This window comes from Mucilaginibacter aquaedulcis (genome assembly GCF_030409325.1).
GTDB lineage: Bacteria > Bacteroidota > Bacteroidia > Sphingobacteriales > Sphingobacteriaceae > Mucilaginibacter > Mucilaginibacter aquaedulcis.
On the sequence record NZ_JAUFPR010000002.1, the window covers coordinates 1,166,488 to 1,183,850 of the forward strand.

Sequence of the window (17,363 nt, forward strand, 5' to 3'; positions counted from 1 at the left end):
ACTCAAAAACAAGTTAAATAATTTGAGCGCGTAAATCACGTAAAAAAACTTTATTTTCACGTTGATCATAAACCCTTAAAATTATCAGAATGCCTACCAATTATGTACCTCCCGTGCAATCTATAAGAACATTGTGCTTCAAACGCTGCAAAAAACAATTATTTGTGGTGGGGCTGTGCCTGTTACTTTTTAACAATACGCTGTATGCTCAAAAATCAAACGCCTTCTCTACCAGTACACCTGAGGCCGAAGGTGTATCTGCCGCAGGGATAGATAGCTTTTTAACTGCTGCATCAAAAAGCAATCATGAGTTTCATAGTTTTATGTTTTTGCGCCACGGCAAGGTGATTGCCCAGGGCTGGTGGAATCCTTATAAACCAGATTTAAGGCATAGCCTGTACAGTTGCAGTAAGAGCTTTACTTCCACAGCCATTGGCTTTGCTGTAAGTGAAAAACGGCTTTCGGTAAACGACAAGGTGGTTTCCTTTTTCCCCGGCAGTTTGCCCGATACCATAAAACCGTACCTTGCCGGACTTACGGTTAAAGATCTCTTAACCATGTCTGTAGGTCAGGCTGCTGACCCCACTTTTGCCATTGCATCAAAACAGGATGATTGGGTTAAGTCTTTCCTTGCATTATCTATAGCGAATAAACCGGGTAGTGTGTTTTTGTATAATTCTATGGCAACATTCATGCTATCGGCCATTGTACAAAAGGTAACGGGCCAAAAAGTGGTTGATTATCTAAAACCGCGCCTTTTTGACCCGCTGGGTATAAAGGGTATCGACTGGGAAATTAACAAACAGGGCATTAATACAGGCGGCTGGGGTTTACGTGTAAAAACAGAAGATATGGCCAAGCTCGGCCAGCTTTACCTGCAAAAAGGTGCTTGGAATGGTAAACAGCTATTGCCAAAAGAATGGGTTGAAGAAGCCACCACTTTCAAAATAGACCAGGCACCCGGCGTAGCGCAAAGTAAAAGGGATTCAAGCGACTGGATGCAGGGTTATTGCTATCAATTTTGGCGCTGCCGTAATAACGCTTTCCGGGCTGATGGTGCTTTTGGCCAATATATTGTTGTTATGCCCGATCAGGATGCAGTAATTGCAATTACCTCAGAAACAAGCAATATGCAGGAGGAACTTAACCTGGTGTGGAAATATCTGCTGCCAGCAATACATCAAAAGGCTTTACCTGCAGCAAAGATGAATGATGATAAATTGGAAAAACACCTGGCTGCCTTAAGCCTGCCACCCGCTGCCAATAGTACAAATAATACAAATGGCACATTCAACAAAACATTTTCAATTGAGCCAAACGATCTGCATATCAGCTCTATCACTTTGAACGTGGCTAATAATATTTGCCATGTAACCTTAAAAAAAGACACTGCGAGCTATAAGCTTGATTTTGAAACAGGCAAATGGTTGCCTGGCAAAACAGATATGCAAGGGCCGGGCCTGGTTTCGGCAGCAAGGGAAGACTTTTCTTTATTGGTACCTTATAAAGTAGAAGGCAGTTATGCCTGGAATGATAGCCAAACGCTGCAATTAAAACTTCGTTATATTGAAAGCCCTCATACCGAAACAATAACCTGCCACTTCAACAACCAGCAATTAACTGCAGATGTGGAATACAGTTTTACTTATGGTAAAAACAAGGTTGCACTTCAAGGGAAATTGATCAATTAAGAAGCAGTACAGTTTTATCCTCTATCGTTCCATACTTGAGGGAACATCATGATATTAAACAACAAAGGGGCTTTTACAAGCCCCTTTGTTGTTTTTATTTGCTTTTTGCGGCCAGCGTCGCCGTCGTAATTTGTTCGGTAGATGAAAATCCTTGCTTTTTCCAAACTTCCACACCGTTTTTATAAAGTACGAGCGTTGGGAGCACATTTACCTTTAGCTCTTTGGCTAAATTAGTATTATCATAAACTTCAATGCTGATTACCTTAGGTGTATAAGCGCTATTTGCTTTTAGAGAATCAAGCACAGGAACCAGTTTTTTGCAGGCACCACAATACCTCGATCCAAAATCAACCAAAACCAATTGAGATGAAGCTGTTAATTCACTGAACTGAGCCTTTGATAAGGAAACTCCTTTTTTTGTTGTCGAAATAATGGGATAACCCGAACCTATCCAGTTGGCTAAACCACCGGGTAACTCCTCCACATCTTTAAACCCATTGCTTCGTAACTCGCGCGAAAGCACCGTACTGCGGCCGTTAGCTATGGAGTATACAAAGGTTGCTTTGTTCTTATCCAGGCTATCCAGTTTTTGCTGATAATCGGTAGCCTTTGCATCTATATTTATAGCACCCTTAATATGATTCTGTGCAAACTCCTCGGCCGAACGGGCATCCAGTATCTGGGGTTCTTTTGCCTGTTTTAGTTTGGTCGCAAAAGCTTCGAGCGATAATAAAGCTGGCGATTGCGCTTTTACTTCGCCGGTAAAAACAATGAGCAGGGCCAGCAATACAATTTTTAAGTTTTTCATGGCTTTAATTATTGTTTTCAAGTTTATGGATCCTTTTATTGTTGATATCGTCCCGGTCAATAAACGGATAGATATGGTTCTTTTTAGCTTCGGCATCAAACAGATCCTTTAGCTCTTTGAGCTTTTCAGGATATTTTTTAGCCAGGTCATTCCGTTCATTAAAATCCTCGTTCAGGTTATAAAGCTTCCATACATCTTTATCGTAATTACGCTCAGGTATGGTCTTTTCTTTCGGAAAATTGAGCAGATCAACATTATCCGGACGGTGTGCCGCTTCGGCCTTCCAGCCATCTTTATAGATAGACCTTGAGGTAAATATGTAGTAATACTGCTGAGTATGTAATGATTTTACCTGCGCGTTATTAAATGAACTGAACAGCGATTTACCCTGCAAGGTATCTTGCTTTATGCCTTTAATGTATTCAGGCAGTTTTAAACCGGCTGCTTCAATGGTTGTTGGGAATATATCTGACACATGACCATATTGGGTACGGATACCACCCCTTTCGGTGATTAGTTTTGGATAATAAACAATAAGCGGGTTATGGGTACCACCTTCAGCATCAGCATCAGATTTCCAGTATTTGAAAGGTGTGTTGGCAGCCTGAGCCCAGCCCAAGGGGTAATTGGTTGAGGCTTCAGGTGTGCCGATGGTTTCATAATCACTTTCGTTCTTTTTAATATAATCTGCCTCCAGTGAGGTTAAGGCTGAGTTTTTCGGATCGATAACACCATGCACGGTTCCTTCTTTGCTGGCTCCGTTATCACCTATCATTACAAAAACCAGGGTATTATCAAACTGCCCCGAGGCTTTCAGGTGGCTGATAACCCGGCCCACTTGATTGTCGATATAGGTCAGATAACCTGCATAAACCTCCATAAAACGGGCATATAGTTTCTTTTGATCGGCAGGCAAGCTATTCCAGGCCTTTATGCGCTCATTACGTTCGGGCAGTTTGGCATACGCCGGGATATAACCGGCCTTTTTCTGGTTTTCAAAAACCTTTTGACGGTAAACATCCCATCCTTCATCAAACTTACCCTTGTATAGATCGCTCCACTCCTTGCTTACCTGGTGCGGGGCGTGCGTAGCCCCTGGGGCATAGTATAAAAAGAAAGGCTGATCTGGCGACGCCTTGTGTGCAGCATCAATATAAGCAATGGCCTTATCGGTAATTTGCTCGTTAAGATTACGGCCATCTGGTTTAATGTGGAAATTATCTTCTACCAAATGCGGCGGATTATATTGGTCAGTAGCTGATTCTAAAAATCCAAAATGATGGTCAAAGCCTTTGCCAGTGGGCCAGCGATCAAAAGGGCCAACGGCGGTGGTATCCTCATCAGGTGTTACCCCCCATTTACCTACAGCAAAAGTGCTGTAACCGTTGGCGCGTAATGCTTCGGCAATGGTGCCTTTATCAGGCGGAATACGGCCATCATATCCGGGAAAACCGGCTGCCGTAGAAGCATGAGCAAAATTACCCATGTGTACGTAATGATGATTGCGCCCGGTTAGCAATGATGAGCGCGTTGGCGCGCAGATGCCTGCTGTATGAAAGTTTGTATACCGCAAACCATTATTGGCGAGCGTATCAAAGTTAGGCGTGCTGATGAGTCCGCCAAATGTACCCGATGCGCCAAAGCCAACATCATCCAACAAGATCCATACAATGTTTGGTGCCCCTTTGGGTGCTTTGAGTGGTTTATTCCACCACTCTTTTGATTCGCCAAGTGTTTTACCCTCTACCCCTTTGTAAGCGGCGGGATCAATAGGTGGAATATTTTGCGGCGTTACCTTTACTTGTGGTAACTGTGCAAAAGCCGGCGCGCTGAATAGAACAGCCACTACCGATAAGTTAAGTATTCGTTGATAAGCGTATTTCATGATCGTATCGATTTAAAATTTACTTTTTATAATTTTTATGAATGCGCTGGTGGTAAACATCGTACCAGTCAATAAATGGATACAGGTTATTCTTTTGAGCTTGTGCTTCAAAAACCGCTTTCAGTTCGTTCAACTTTTCAGGGTATTTTTTAGCCAGATCAATACGTTCATTGAAATCCTGATTAAGGTTATAAAGCTCCCATACATCTTCATCAAAGCTTTTATCAGGAACATTTTGACCAACTTTAAAATCGCCCAGCTCTACGTTATCCGGATGGTGCGCGGCTTCGGCTTTCCAGCCATCGCTATAAATTGATCGTGAGCCAAAAATGTAATAGTGCTGCAAAACATGGTGCGATGCAGCTTCGGGATGATCAAATGAGTATACCAAAGATGTACCCTGCAATGTATCCTGTTTAACACCTCTGATGTATTCGGGTAGTTTAATGCCTGTAAATTCAAGTGTAGTAGGCAATACATCAATAACATGCCCATACTGGGTGCGGGTAGTACCCTTATCCTTAATGCCTTTTGGATAATAAACAATAAGCGGGTTGCGTGTGCCACCCTCAGAGTTGGCATCTTGTTTCCAGTATTTAAATGGCGTATTGGCTGCCTGCGCCCAACCCAAAGGATAGTTGGTACTGGCCTGCGGCGTACCGATATCGGTAATATCCTCGATATTGGTTTTCAGATAAGCATCTTCCGCAACCAGCTTGGCCGAATTCTTTTTGGGGTTGATAACACCATGAACGGTTCCTTCCTTACTGGCTCCGTTATCGCCAATGATCACAAATACCAGCGTATTATCCAGCTGATCACTTTGTTTCAGGTGATTGATAAGCCTGCCAACCTCATGATCGGTATAGGTTAAATAACCGGCATAAACTTCCATGAAACGGGCGTACAGTTTTTTCTCCGCATCTGGTAATGATTTCCACGCGGGGATGCGGGTGTTACGCTTAGGTAGTTTGGCATAAGCAGGAATAATGCCCAATTTTTTTTGCCTGGCTATAACCTTCTCCCTGAAATCATCCCAGCCGGAATCAAACTGGCCCTTGTACAGGTCGCTCCATTCTTTGGCTACCTGGTGCGGCGAATGAGTTGCGCCGGGGGCATAGTATAAAAAGAAAGGTTTGTCGGGCGCTACCTTATGCTGGCGTGTTAGGTAAAATATGGCCTTATCAGTTATTTGATCAGTAAGGTGCCTGCCATCAGGTGTTACATGAGCATTATCCTCTACCAGATCAGGCTTGTACTGATCTGTAGCCGAACCTAAAAATCCGAAGAAATGATCAAAACCCTTACCTGTAGGCCAACGGTCAAACGGGCCTGCATCAGTCGCGTCCTCATCTGGTGTAAGGCCATATTTACCAACCGCAAAGGTATTGTAACCATTTTCACGAAGTATTTCGGCAATGGTTCCCTTATCTGCCGGGATCCTGCCATCATAACCCGGGAAACCGGCCGACATGCTTACGTGCGAAAAACCTCCCTCATGTACATAATGATGATTGCGCCCCGTTAATAAAGCCGAACGGGTGGGCGCGCAAATACCCGCCGTATGGAAATTGGTATACCGGAGGCCATTGTTGGCCAGGGTATCAAAATTGGGAGTTTTGATGATGCCGCCAAAGGTGCTTGTGGCTCCAAAGCCCACATCATCTAAAATTATCCACAATACGTTTGGGGCGCCGGTGGGTGCTTTATGAGGCTCGGGCCACCACTCCTTTGAATCATCAAGCGTTTTACCCACCACGCCTCCAAATGCCGGTGCCTGGTTATTTTGAGCTTTAACGGCTGTTGAGCCAAGCAAACCAAGCGATAGTAACGTTACTAAAGTTTTTGTTTTCATGTGTATTCAGGTTTTATTCGGCATAACTGGAGCGAAATTTTACACCCCAGCGGCCATTCTCTTTGGTTAAAATGTATAATGATTCATAATGCCCTATAAGGCTGCCATCGGCACGGTACCGGGAAAAGCGGGTATCTATATGCACCTTATCGGCCGATGCCTGCACAATGTTATGATGATCCCAAACGCTATGATCCCATCCGGCTTTTTGCAATGGCCCGAATACCTGGGCCGAATCGCGCAGGCCAGCCCGCTCCAATACCGACATTTTGCCGCCAGCCAACCGGTAATGCGGAAACTGATAGGTAGCCTCCCAGCCTTTCAGATCTTTAGCATTAAAAGTGGCCAGGTATTCATCTAACACCTGAAAAACGGCAGCACTGATCCGCGGATCAATACTGTGTGAGCCGTTTTCGGTTGATGATGTTTGGGCCAATGCCGGGCTTAAAAAGCCTGCCGACAATAAAAAAATCGCAATTATCTTTTTCATGACCTTTTGTTTTGCTTGTTACTGCCAGCCAGGGTTTTGGGTAAGCTTACCATTACTGTTATCTATTTCCTGTTGTGGTATCGGGAATAGATAAAACTTGCCTGCCGCGCCTTTGGTGACATTAGTTTTGCCTACTTTGAGTAAGCTTGCCTCCAGTATTCCCTTGCCAGAGACATCCCGTTCACGAATAAGATCAAACCAACGCTGGTATTCAAATACAAACTCCAACCGGCGTTCCAGGTACACTGCATCACGGAACGAGGCTTGATCAAGACCAGCAAGATCATCCAAACCCGAACGTTTCCTTACCCGGTTAATGGAGGCATATGCTTTTGCGGTAGGGCCATTTAGTTCATTCTCGGCCTCGGCATGTATGAGTAATACATCTGAAAAACGTATAATGGGCACGTTTGCCCCAGATTCGGCTTCATTGGCCACAACGCTTGGATCGAAGTACTTATTAAAAAATGGAATTGAGTCGTTAGCTATGGTAGCATCATTAAGCTTACCATAATACAAGTTGGTTGTAGGGCTTTGAAAGCGGGTTACAAAACTTACACGCTTGCGTTTATCATTAGCAGAATACAGCTTATAAATACTGAAAAATTTATCTACACCGCCGGGTTTTGTAGCATCGGGCACCGAATAAAATACCACCTGATCTGCGTAACTACCCACCATACCGGGGATGCCATTTAACACCGACCGTGGTGCCTGATTGTTGCCCTGCCCCTGTGAGTTTGCTTTAAATTGAGCCGAAAAAATGTGCTCCCTGCCGTTCTCACTTGCTGGTAAAAACACATCGGCATAATTGGTGAACAGATCGTATCCGTAAGGGCCGTTAATAACAGCTTCAGCCTGTGTTACGGCTTTGTCCCATTTACGTTCGGTAAGGTAAACCTTGGCTAAAAGTGAATTGGCCGCGCCTGCAGTAGCCCTGCCAACATCTGCACCGGTATAATTATTTGGTAAATCGGTAGCGGCTGCAGTAAGGTCGGCTTCTATCTGAGTATAAACTGTGGCAGCAGGTGTACGAGCAATTTGCAGATCGGCCAGATTTATAGAGGTTTGATCATGCAGTACCAATGGCACATCGCCATATAAACGCACTAAATTAAAGTAGTACAAGGCCCTTAAAAATTTAGCTTCGGCAACTAACCTTTTGTTTAGCGTGGCGTCAAATTTGATGTCGGGGATTGTATCAATGGCGATATTAGCCTTTTTGATAGCCGCATAATGCTGCTGCCAGATCTGCAAGATCCGCAACCCTGATGCCGAATGACCTAATACCGCCTGCGAACGCACATCGGCATTGGTAGCACCAGGGCCAGGGCCTTCATCATCGGCCATAAAATCCATTCCGGTGTTAAAGAGCGTATTATAAGGTGTTTGAATAGAATTTGCACCGCCGTTAAGTAACGAATAGGCTGCGGTAACCGATGCTACCGCATCGGCCTGTGTTTTATAGAACTGGCTTGCCGGAATAAACGACCGCGGGTCTTCATTAAGCTTGGCGCATGATGCACCGGCAAGGGCAACCAGTATAATGAGGTATTTAATATTTTTTGTTTTCATATCTTAAAAAATCAAGGTGTAGCCATTACAGGGTGATCCCCACGCCAACTATTAAAGATTTATTATTTGGGTAAGCACCGTTATCAACTCCCGAAGTAATAGCCGATTGCTCATTGCTGCTCACCTCAGGGTCGTATCCGGTATATTTAGTCCAGGTTGCCAGGTTTTGTGCATTCACGTATATCCTGATCTTTTTAATAGGCGAGCGGGACAATACCGATTGAGGGAAAGTATAACCTAAACCAAGACTTTTAAGCCGCAGGTATGAACCATTTTCCACAAATCTGTCTGATATGGTTGGTGCCGGGTCCTGGAACGCGCTGTGCACATCAGTATTGATATTGGTAGGTGTCCACCTGTTAAGTAAGGTTGTGGTTGCATTGGTGTACCCGGTTCCTAATTCAAGCGTGTTGCGTTGTTGATTATAGATCTTGTTTCCATATGATCCCTGTAAAAACACACTTAGGTCAATGCCTTTGTATGCAAAAGTGTTAGTGATACCACCGGTAAACTTAGGCTGCGAGTTACCGAGGATCACCCTATCGCCAGCCTGTGTAATTTTACCATCACCATTAATATCCTGGTAATTCTGGCCACCCGGCGATGTATTGGCTGCCGGAGTAAGCACCGGCCCACCTGCCTGGATAAGACCATTGGTTTTGTAGCCAATAAATGAACCTATGGGTTCGCCAACTTTAATAATTGATGGCAGGGATGAATCCGGAATGAATTGGTTAACGCCATTACCGCCAAGGCTTAACACCTTATTCCTGTTTACAGCAAAAACCAGGTTGGTATTCCAAACAAAGCTACCTGTAAGATTGCGTGAGTTAATACCAATTTCAAATCCCTTATTTTGTACCGAACCCACGTTTTCATACTGCTGTGGATTAGTGATAGCAGTATTCGTAATAATGGTTAGGCCGCTTGTTGCCGGTAATGGCAGGTAAAGCAACAGGTTGGTAGTTTTTTTGTAGTAGATATCGGCTACTAAAGTTACCCTGTCTTTAAATAATCCCAAATCAAAGCCAAAATCATACTGGGTAGTTTTTTCCCAGGTAAGGTTTGGGTTGTATAAACTGTTAGGTGCAAAACCGGCTACCGTGGCGCCGCCAAAATTGTAACGGTAATAACCTAACTGCGAGTAGGATTGATATGCCGGAATATCGCTATTACCTGTTTGCCCAGCGCTCAACCTGAATTTTAACTGACTTACAGCGGTTACGTTTTTCAGAAAATCCTCACTTGAAGCATTCCACGCTATAGCCGCGGAAGGGAACGAAGCCCATTGATGTCCCGGAGCAAATTTTGATGAGCCATCGGCACGCAAGGTTAAGGTTAACAGGTATTTGCTGTCAAACCCATAATTAACACGACCAAGAAATGACTTTAATGCCCAGACATTTAATGATGTGGCAGGCGCGATAGCAAAGCCGCTGCCTGATATAGATGTGATACTGCCCGAGCCCAGGTTATTAAAAGTATCGTAATCACTTACAAAGCCCGATGAGCCGGTAATTGCACCCTCGGCCTTAAATTGCTGCTGGGTAAAACCACCCAGTACGTTAAGAGTGTGTTTACCAAATTTTTTATTGTAGGTAACCGTGTTTTCATTAAGCCAGTTGAAGGAGTTTAGCGTACCAACCTCGCCAAGGCCTGAATAACCCGAACCTTCATATACCGAGGCAGGGAGATACCTGTTTTGTTTGTTATCAATAATATCGACACCGGCCAGCACCCTTGCAGTTAAATCATCGGTAATTTTATAATCGGCAGAGATATTTCCCAGTACACGGCTTGTGGTAGTGGTATTGGTTTGATTATAAAGCGTATTGATTGGGTTACCGTAGGTGCCTTCAAATATATTTTTACTAAAGAAACTACCATCGGCATTATAAATAGGTGTGGTTGGGGTCATCAGTAAAATTGCTGGCACCACTCCCGATGGAGCTATCTGCGCTGTAATACGGCTCCCGGTGATGAAGGAGGAAATCTTCAGTTTGTCGTTATAGTCATGCTCAACATTTACACGGCCTGAGTAACGTTCAAAATTGGTATTCTGCAGGATACCATCCTGTTTAAAATAGTTACCTGAAAATGCAATGCGGGTACGTTCGGTACCTGATAATATAGAAAGACTATGATTTTGAGAAGTCCCTTTCCTAAAGGCAGCATCCTGCCAATCGGTATTGGTATTGTAGGGATTTAACTGCGCTTCGGTTTGGGGAGTTTTACCGCTGTTTACCAGGGCATCATTACGTAAGGCTTCCCATTGGGTAGTATTTAATAATGGTAGCGTTTTGATCACCTCTTGCTTACCATAGCTGCCATCATAATTGATAGATGATACACCCGCCTTGCCTTTTTTTGTAGTGATGATGATAACACCGTTGGCACCGCGGGTACCGTAAATGGCAGTAGCCGAAGCGTCCTTTAAAACTTCGATACTTTCGATATCCGAAGTATTGATAGATGCCAGCGGATTGATCTTGGGGCCGTTGGTTACACCCGCATCGGTAAGGGAGTTACTGTTTGAGGTAGGGAACCCATCTATAATGTATAATGGTTCGGCAACAGCATTGATAGAGTTTACACCGCGAATCTGTACGGTTACGCCGGCACCCGGCTGGCCTGTGGCCTGTGTAACCTGGATACCAGAAACAGCACCCTGCAAAGCCCTGTCAAGCGATGGTACAGGCTGTTTTAAAGCCAATGCCGGAACAGATGATACCGAACCGGTGATATCTTTACGCTTTTGTGAACCATAACCTACCACAACCACCTGGTTTAATTGGGTTTGAGCATCCTTAAGCTTAATTTCAACCGGGCTACCATCGGCAATAAATTCCTGTTTTTCGTAGCCTGTAAAGGTTATTATTAATTTGTAAGGGAATTTTTGGCCGGTAACAAAACTGAATTTTCCTTCAATATCTGTTGATACTACATGTGTGGTACCTTCAATACATACCACTGCGCCGGGAAGCGGTTCTTTAGTTGTACCATCGATAACCCTACCAACTAATCTTGAATTGATAATAGGCTGTGTTTGCTGGGCTATTGTATACAGCGGAAAAGCAATAAGCAGCAATAGTGGGATTAATAAAAGTTTTTTCATGTCGACAGGCTTTTAAGAGATGTAAAACCGGACGACTTATCAAGAGCCGCATTGAACGGCCCGTATAATTGCTGAGGATGAAAGGCATCCTCAATTATTTGCAGCGTAAAAACGGCTGCCTGCAGCGGAAAAGGCAACGCATAGCCAATCCTTGCTTTTGCAATATTTTGCATAGATTTGAATAGTTAAAATGACACCATTGAAACAGGCTCAACGCCAATCGATCCCTGTTTCGTTGTTTTAATGAAGGAGGGAAAAGCTAAGCTTTTCCCTTATTTGCAGTATGTAATTGTTATTTTTTCATTTTCCTTTCTGTTGTTGCCCGTTTAACATGGGGCAGGTTAATTATTTATTAAGGGGTATTATATTTAATTGCTAACACATCGGAAACCCAGATGCTCCATGCCGCTATCCTCAGTTGTTTTCATACGGCGCGAAACCCGGTAACCGGAACAATAGCTGTCGTTACACAGAAATGAACCACCACGTACCACGCGTTTTATGGCATAAGGTTCGTCGGGGTCATATGATTTACCTGGCCCCTGAGGGTTTTTAATCCCGGCAGGGTTGCTTATTGTTTTATAGTAGTTGTTGTTATACAAATCGGCACACCACTCCCAAACATTACCGGCCATATCATATAAACCGTAGCCATTAGGGGCAAATGAACTAACGGGGGCTAAATAATAGTAATGATCACGTTGGATATTTTTATATGGAAAGCTTCCCTCCCAGGTATTTGCCTTGGGTAAACCTTCGCTTACTTTTTGATTACCCCAGGGATAAATTTTATCCTCAAGCCCTCCCCTTGCGGCACGTTCCCATTCGGCTTCTGTTGGCAGGCGCTTGCCAGCCCACTTGCTATAAGCAACAGCATCAAACCACGAAACCTGCACCACGGGATAATTTTCCTTTCCCTTGATATTACTGCCGGGGCCATGAGGGTGTTTCCAGTTTGCACCAGCCTTCCAGGCCCACCACTGACTGTAATCATTCAGGTTAACCTCATGACTGGCCGGTACAAACACCAGTGATGCTGCCACCAGTAAACTATCGGCAGGTTTTTCGGTACCGGGAGGCATTTGTTTTTTAAGCTCGTTCCAGTCGGGCTTGCGCTCCGCTGTAGTTATGTAGCCAGTGGCTTTAACAAACTTTTCAAACTGCGCGTTGGTTACTTCCGTTTTATCTATCCAAAAGCCGTTGACTGTTACATTATGTTTGGGATATTCATCAGGTTCGGCCTGCTGGTTATCCGCACCCATTCTGAATGATCCTGCAGGTACCCATACCATCCCCGCATGGTTGGTATGGGTTTCATTTTCATCGGGCAGGGCAAGTACCGCATTACTTAGCCCTACCGGTTTAAACCTGTTAGGAATATTTGATTCGCAGCAAACTTTCTTTTTAGGGCTGTGAGCCTGGGCCACCGCAATAACCTCCACCTGTTTTTCAGGCTGTTTGCAGGAGGCAAGCCACATCACACTAAAAAGTATAAGTACAATTTTGTTCATTACGCTTTAACAGGTTGTAATTGAAATGACGCATCTACCTGCTCATCAACAGGTTCTTCAACCTTGTCAGGGCGATACAATTGATGAGATTGCAACGGAACATCTTCCTTAACCATAGGGCCATCGGCAGCGAGTTCGCTTCCGGGTACTTTTGATTTAAATATAGGCCAGGCCAGCTGCGCGTACCATTGATCGCCCTCATAATGTGATATACCATAGGCTTTAGGATACTGGCGGGAAATATGTGCCGTACCAAAAATAATATCCCACAAAAAGAACATGTTACCAAAGTTACCCTTGTAGTATCCTACCCCATCATCGGTTGTAGCGGCATGGTGTGCATGGTGAGTGGCCGGAGTTGAGATGGTACGTTCTAATACCCACGCCAGCGGATGCAATACTTTATATTGATAAAATGGCTTATCCCATGGAATGCTCGAATGTGCCAGTGTAGTGATGGTTCCTTTAATACCTTTAACTATAACTGCCGGGATACCCAAGCCCAGGTAAACCAATGCGGTTGTTAAATAGGTTTGTGAAAAAAATATGGTATAAATAATATTTTGCCTGCTGGCCATAGCCATACCCATGTATGATGCCGAATGGTGCGTACGGTGAAAACGCCATAACCACGGTACTTCATGATGTAAACGATGATACCAATACTGGGTAAGATCATCAGCCACGGCTATAATGATAAAGCCCCAGAAAAAAGGCACCCAGCTAAACGTATCCTTTAAACCCGGAAGTATGGCAGGTAATACTTTTAAACCGTAGTAAGCTACCAGGGGTCTTACTACCAGCTTTGGAATGGTAAAGCAGGCAATATCAACCCATTTTTCGTTTTTATTCCACCGTTTTTTATAAAGGCCGAAGGAAAACTCGAGCACACCGAGTACCAGCACTAATACTGAAAAACCATAACCGTTAAGGTTTTCTATTATTTGATTTATCTTTTCAATCATTGCTTTGAGGTTGAGTGTTTACATTTTTGTTTTTTGTGGCTGAGTGCCATTTATGTTGTGTTTCCTGTTTTTCCCACGGGCGCTGGCCGGTGATGTAAAACGTTGCAAACATGAGCACAATAGGCAGCGCGTATAATAATAGACTCAGGAAGGCGTTTTTGATTATCCTTGTCCTTTTAGCTTCTTCTAATTTCATAAGCGGTAAATTTGAGGTTTAATAATTAAGGCTTGCTTGGGTTTAGAACCTTGCTCCAATAGCTTACGGCCGAGCCACAGCCCGCCGAAAATGATGATAAAAGGTATGAGGGTTACAATAATACCCACCAATATCTTTTTCCCAAGCAGAGAAACGTCGTTAATGGTCATAAAAAGCTTATTAAGTGATTATAGTGTAGATACCGCACAGCAGTTGTAATACCGGCATGGGTACCTGTTAGTTAAAAATTGAACCTGGAAAAATTCAGAAGGACCGTGTAATATGCAACGGCCTGTCAGGAAGGAAAAATCCTTATGGTGCTATTTATTAACAGCAACAACAAGGAGTACAACAACAAGAAAAAGCAATACCAGGTGATTGATGGTCAGCAAAGCCGTATTTAGGTAAAAGTTCGGGTTGCATGGTGGTTGCTTTTAAACAGGATTAATAGTTGTTGTTTTAATTTATAAAACAAATATATATAAAGATTTGATTAATTACTACTAATTCTATAGAATTTATATTATTTATTTTAAAATTTTGTGTTCTTTAAAATTATGATGGTGATTTAAGCCAAAAAAGCGATTTTAGGCTTGTTTTTTCGTCCTTAAGGGATTAGTACTTAATAAGATCTTTAAACGGTTAAGTTTAACTGTTTGTATTTAATATAAGTTTGATAACTGAACACCAGTAGCACCAATACTAATACTATTGCAACAATTACTGCTATAAACATAAATGATGCCCGGTTAGTTAATAGCTGACTTTGGATGGTTAACGCTTTGGCTAAGGACAGATTTGCAGCTGCGGCTGCCTGATCTGTACTAAATCCTTTTGATAAGAATATTTGATTAAAGGCCCCCACCCTTTCAGATACCTGCTGATCAACCCCGGTTAAGTGATTCAGAAAGCTTTCTTTGTACAATTGGTTGTAATAAAGTTGAATGTTATAAAAACCTGCACCAGCGTTAAGTAAGGAGGTAAAACGGGTAAAAGCGGCAACAGCAAGCCCTGTTACATTGGCAGCAGGGGGTATTGAGCCTAAAGTAAATACCATGATGGGCACAAACAGCAAACCTGAAGCTGCTCCCTGAAAAAACAGCGGTAATAGGAGGTCTAAAAATGATAGGTCGGGTGTAAAAATAAAATACATCCACAGCTGATATAAAAGCAACATGCTGAAACCTGATATAAAAAAATATATAATGGTATTTTTAGTTCGGATCAGCACAATTGCTGAAATAATCATAAATGTTATTAATCCTGATATGTTACTTAAGCCCAATAATACTACTTCGGTTGGGCTCCATTGCAATACAGATGCAGTGTAACCAAAAATGATGTTTATAGTTTCCTTTGAGCCATAATATATAGCCAGGAGTATCAGCCCCACCCAAAAATTTCTGTATTTAAAAACGGTAATATCAATGTGAGGTCTTTTTAACATTGATTGCCGTAACAAATATGTGGCAAAGCCTATTACAGCAATAACAATAGAAAGCTTAATTCGCGGATCTGTAAACCAATAGTATTTTGAGCCATAAATAATAGTGTAGGCAAAAGCCACGCCTCCAAATATGAAAAATACAGCACCAATCCAATCTATTTGATAAAGAGGGTAAGGCCTGATGCCTGACTTTGCATTTAAAGTAGTTCTTATCAAAAAAAGCACAACTACCTGATATATGATAAGGTAGTTGTATATGATTTTAAAATCGGCATTTAGAGTTATGTTAGCGGCTACAATACCAACTAATACACTGGCACTTAATACCGTTCCATAAAAAACAGACGTACCTATTGCCTGACGATATTCCGGTTTTAGAAAGCTGGGGATTAATATAAGTATACTGCCAGAAAGGATACAGATCATTACGCCCTGAAGAAAGCGAATAATAAAGAATAGCCTTATATCTGAAGTATACATGCAAGCTATGCTGAGCAATATTCCAATAAAAATATTTATGGTAAGATAATCCCTCACCTCAAACCGTCGCAAAAACCTAAATTGAATCGGCAAGGTTACTATGATACCAATATAAGTTAATTGTATGGCAAAAGTAATATCCTCTGGCTGGGCACCCAGATATGAGATCACGTAGTTTTGACTAAACCCTAATGCGGCAAATTGCGCTACACCTGAAAGCAGGATGATAAACAGCACAATGATACCGCTGAGGTTGTGCTTGATCAACCATGGTTTAAAGTAAACTGGCGCATTCATATGGCTTTCTTTTTAACAGATACCAAAACGTTCATTCCTGCTTTTACTGCTGTTATATCCGTATCAATAAACCTAATTTTAACAGGTATACGCTGAATAATTTTAACAAAGTTACCGGTAGCATTATCAGGCGGCAGTAAAGAGAACTTGGCCCCGGTTGATGCAGATATTGCTTCAATTTCTCCTTTGTAAACCTTATCGTCAATAGCGTCTACCCTTATCTCAACCGGTTGGCCAACATGCATGTCATTTATTTGCGTTTCTTTAAAGTTGGCAGTTACCCATTTATCTTTTTCGTTCACTATAGATACCAGTGGCTGTCCGGGTTGTATCTGCTGGCCCTCCAATATGGTTTTGCGACCTAAACGGCCTGCGTATGGTGCGGTTACAATGGTATAAGCCAAATTAATACGGGCAAGCTCTAATTGAGCGGTTTTCCTTTTCAGATCGGCAGTTAACAGAGCTTTGTGCGATTGCAATTCGGCAATTTTAGCATAGCTTGTTTTGAGGCTATTTTGGCTCGCATCGTAATCACTAACAGAAACATCGTAACGAGCCTGAACAGACTCCAGATCTGATCCCGTAATAGCTTCTTCTTTGATCAGATTTTTATACCGTTTTATATCCTTTTGCTGTAGGATCAGGCGAGCCTTTGCACCTGCAATCTGATCTTTATTAACCAGCGTATTGGCTTGTGCCGATGCTATACTTGCTATCAACACTCCAAGTTGGGCATGAGTATCATCTACAGCAGCTTCGGCTTCGGTTACGCGCTGGCGGTATTCCCGATCATCAAGTACCACGAGTGTATCACCGGCTTTTACCAGTTGGTGCTCATCAAAGCGAACTGTTTTAATAAAGCCCCCTACCCTTGCCGATACCGGGTTAATGTATGCCTCAACCTGCGCATCATTAGTTTCCTGATATCTGCTTCCGGTTAAAAAATAATTTATAAAGTATATAACAGCCCCTATTACAACTATTAATGCCACTATAGATAAGATCAAATTTCCGAGCTGGCTTTTTTTGTTTGGTGTAGCTTCCATGA

At 42.9% G+C, this 17,363-nt stretch carries 14 protein-coding genes; 1 reads left to right on the plus strand and 13 read right to left on the minus strand.

Annotated features, from left to right (window positions below; genetic code table 11):
- Positions 1 to 89: 89 nt before the first annotated feature.
- Positions 90 to 1,691, plus strand: coding sequence for a serine hydrolase domain-containing protein (locus QWZ01_RS09405; protein ID WP_290323054.1), 1,602 nt, complete (start codon positions 90 to 92; stop codon positions 1,689 to 1,691).
- Positions 1,692 to 1,785: 94 nt separating this feature from the next.
- Here QWZ01_RS09405 and QWZ01_RS09410 read toward each other — a convergent pair whose 3' ends face one another.
- The 13 genes from QWZ01_RS09410 to QWZ01_RS09470 form a co-directional block, all read right to left on the minus strand.
- Positions 1,786 to 2,499, minus strand: coding sequence for a thioredoxin domain-containing protein (locus QWZ01_RS09410; protein ID WP_290323055.1), 714 nt, complete (start codon positions 2,497 to 2,499; stop codon positions 1,786 to 1,788).
- 4 nt (positions 2,500 to 2,503) lie between these two features.
- Positions 2,504 to 4,384 (minus strand): arylsulfatase, encoded by a 1,881-nt coding sequence (locus QWZ01_RS09415; protein WP_290323056.1) that lies wholly within the window; start codon positions 4,382 to 4,384, stop codon positions 2,504 to 2,506.
- 19 nt (positions 4,385 to 4,403) lie between these two features.
- Positions 4,404 to 6,239 carry an arylsulfatase gene (locus QWZ01_RS09420; RefSeq protein WP_290323057.1) on the minus strand — a complete coding sequence of 612 codons (1,836 nt, stop codon included), beginning with the start codon at positions 6,237 to 6,239 and terminating at the stop codon, positions 4,404 to 4,406.
- Positions 6,240 to 6,252: 13 nt separating this feature from the next.
- Positions 6,253 to 6,729, minus strand: a complete 477-nt coding sequence (locus QWZ01_RS09425; RefSeq protein WP_290323058.1) for a DUF6841 family protein — start codon at positions 6,727 to 6,729, stop codon at positions 6,253 to 6,255.
- Positions 6,730 to 6,747: 18 nt separating this feature from the next.
- Positions 6,748 to 8,304, minus strand: coding sequence for a RagB/SusD family nutrient uptake outer membrane protein (locus QWZ01_RS09430; RefSeq protein WP_290323059.1), 1,557 nt, complete (start codon positions 8,302 to 8,304; stop codon positions 6,748 to 6,750).
- A gap of 25 nt (positions 8,305 to 8,329) precedes the next feature.
- Entirely contained in the window at positions 8,330 to 11,419 is a 3,090-nt protein-coding gene (locus QWZ01_RS09435) for a SusC/RagA family TonB-linked outer membrane protein (protein ID WP_290323060.1), read from the minus strand.
- Entirely contained in the window at positions 11,416 to 11,592 is a 177-nt protein-coding gene (locus QWZ01_RS09440) for a hypothetical protein (protein ID WP_290323061.1), read from the minus strand. Before QWZ01_RS09440 ends, QWZ01_RS09435 begins: the two co-directional genes overlap by 4 nt.
- Positions 11,593 to 11,787: 195 nt before the next feature.
- The gene (locus QWZ01_RS09445; RefSeq protein ID WP_290323062.1) at positions 11,788 to 12,930 is read right to left on the minus strand and encodes a formylglycine-generating enzyme family protein; all 1,143 of its coding nucleotides are present in this window, start codon (positions 12,928 to 12,930) and stop codon (positions 11,788 to 11,790) included.
- A complete protein-coding gene (locus tag QWZ01_RS09450; protein WP_290323063.1) occupies positions 12,930 to 13,895 on the minus strand; it encodes a sterol desaturase family protein in 966 nt (321 codons plus the stop codon). Before QWZ01_RS09450 ends, QWZ01_RS09445 begins: the two co-directional genes overlap by 1 nt.
- Positions 13,888 to 14,091: a hypothetical protein gene (locus tag QWZ01_RS09455; RefSeq protein ID WP_290323064.1), complete on the minus strand. Its 204-nt coding sequence runs from the start codon at positions 14,089 to 14,091 to the stop codon at positions 13,888 to 13,890. The genes QWZ01_RS09450 and QWZ01_RS09455 overlap by 8 nt, the downstream gene beginning before the upstream one ends.
- Positions 14,088 to 14,261 (minus strand): hypothetical protein, encoded by a 174-nt coding sequence (locus tag QWZ01_RS09460; protein WP_290323065.1) that lies wholly within the window; start codon positions 14,259 to 14,261, stop codon positions 14,088 to 14,090. Before QWZ01_RS09460 ends, QWZ01_RS09455 begins: the two co-directional genes overlap by 4 nt.
- Positions 14,262 to 14,725: 464 nt before the next feature.
- A complete protein-coding gene (locus QWZ01_RS09465) occupies positions 14,726 to 16,315 on the minus strand; it encodes an efflux MFS transporter permease (protein WP_290323066.1) in 1,590 nt (529 codons plus the stop codon).
- Positions 16,312 to 17,361: an HlyD family secretion protein gene (locus QWZ01_RS09470; RefSeq protein ID WP_290323067.1), complete on the minus strand. Its 1,050-nt coding sequence runs from the start codon at positions 17,359 to 17,361 to the stop codon at positions 16,312 to 16,314. Before QWZ01_RS09470 ends, QWZ01_RS09465 begins: the two co-directional genes overlap by 4 nt.
- Between the last annotated feature and the right edge of the window lie 2 nt (positions 17,362 to 17,363).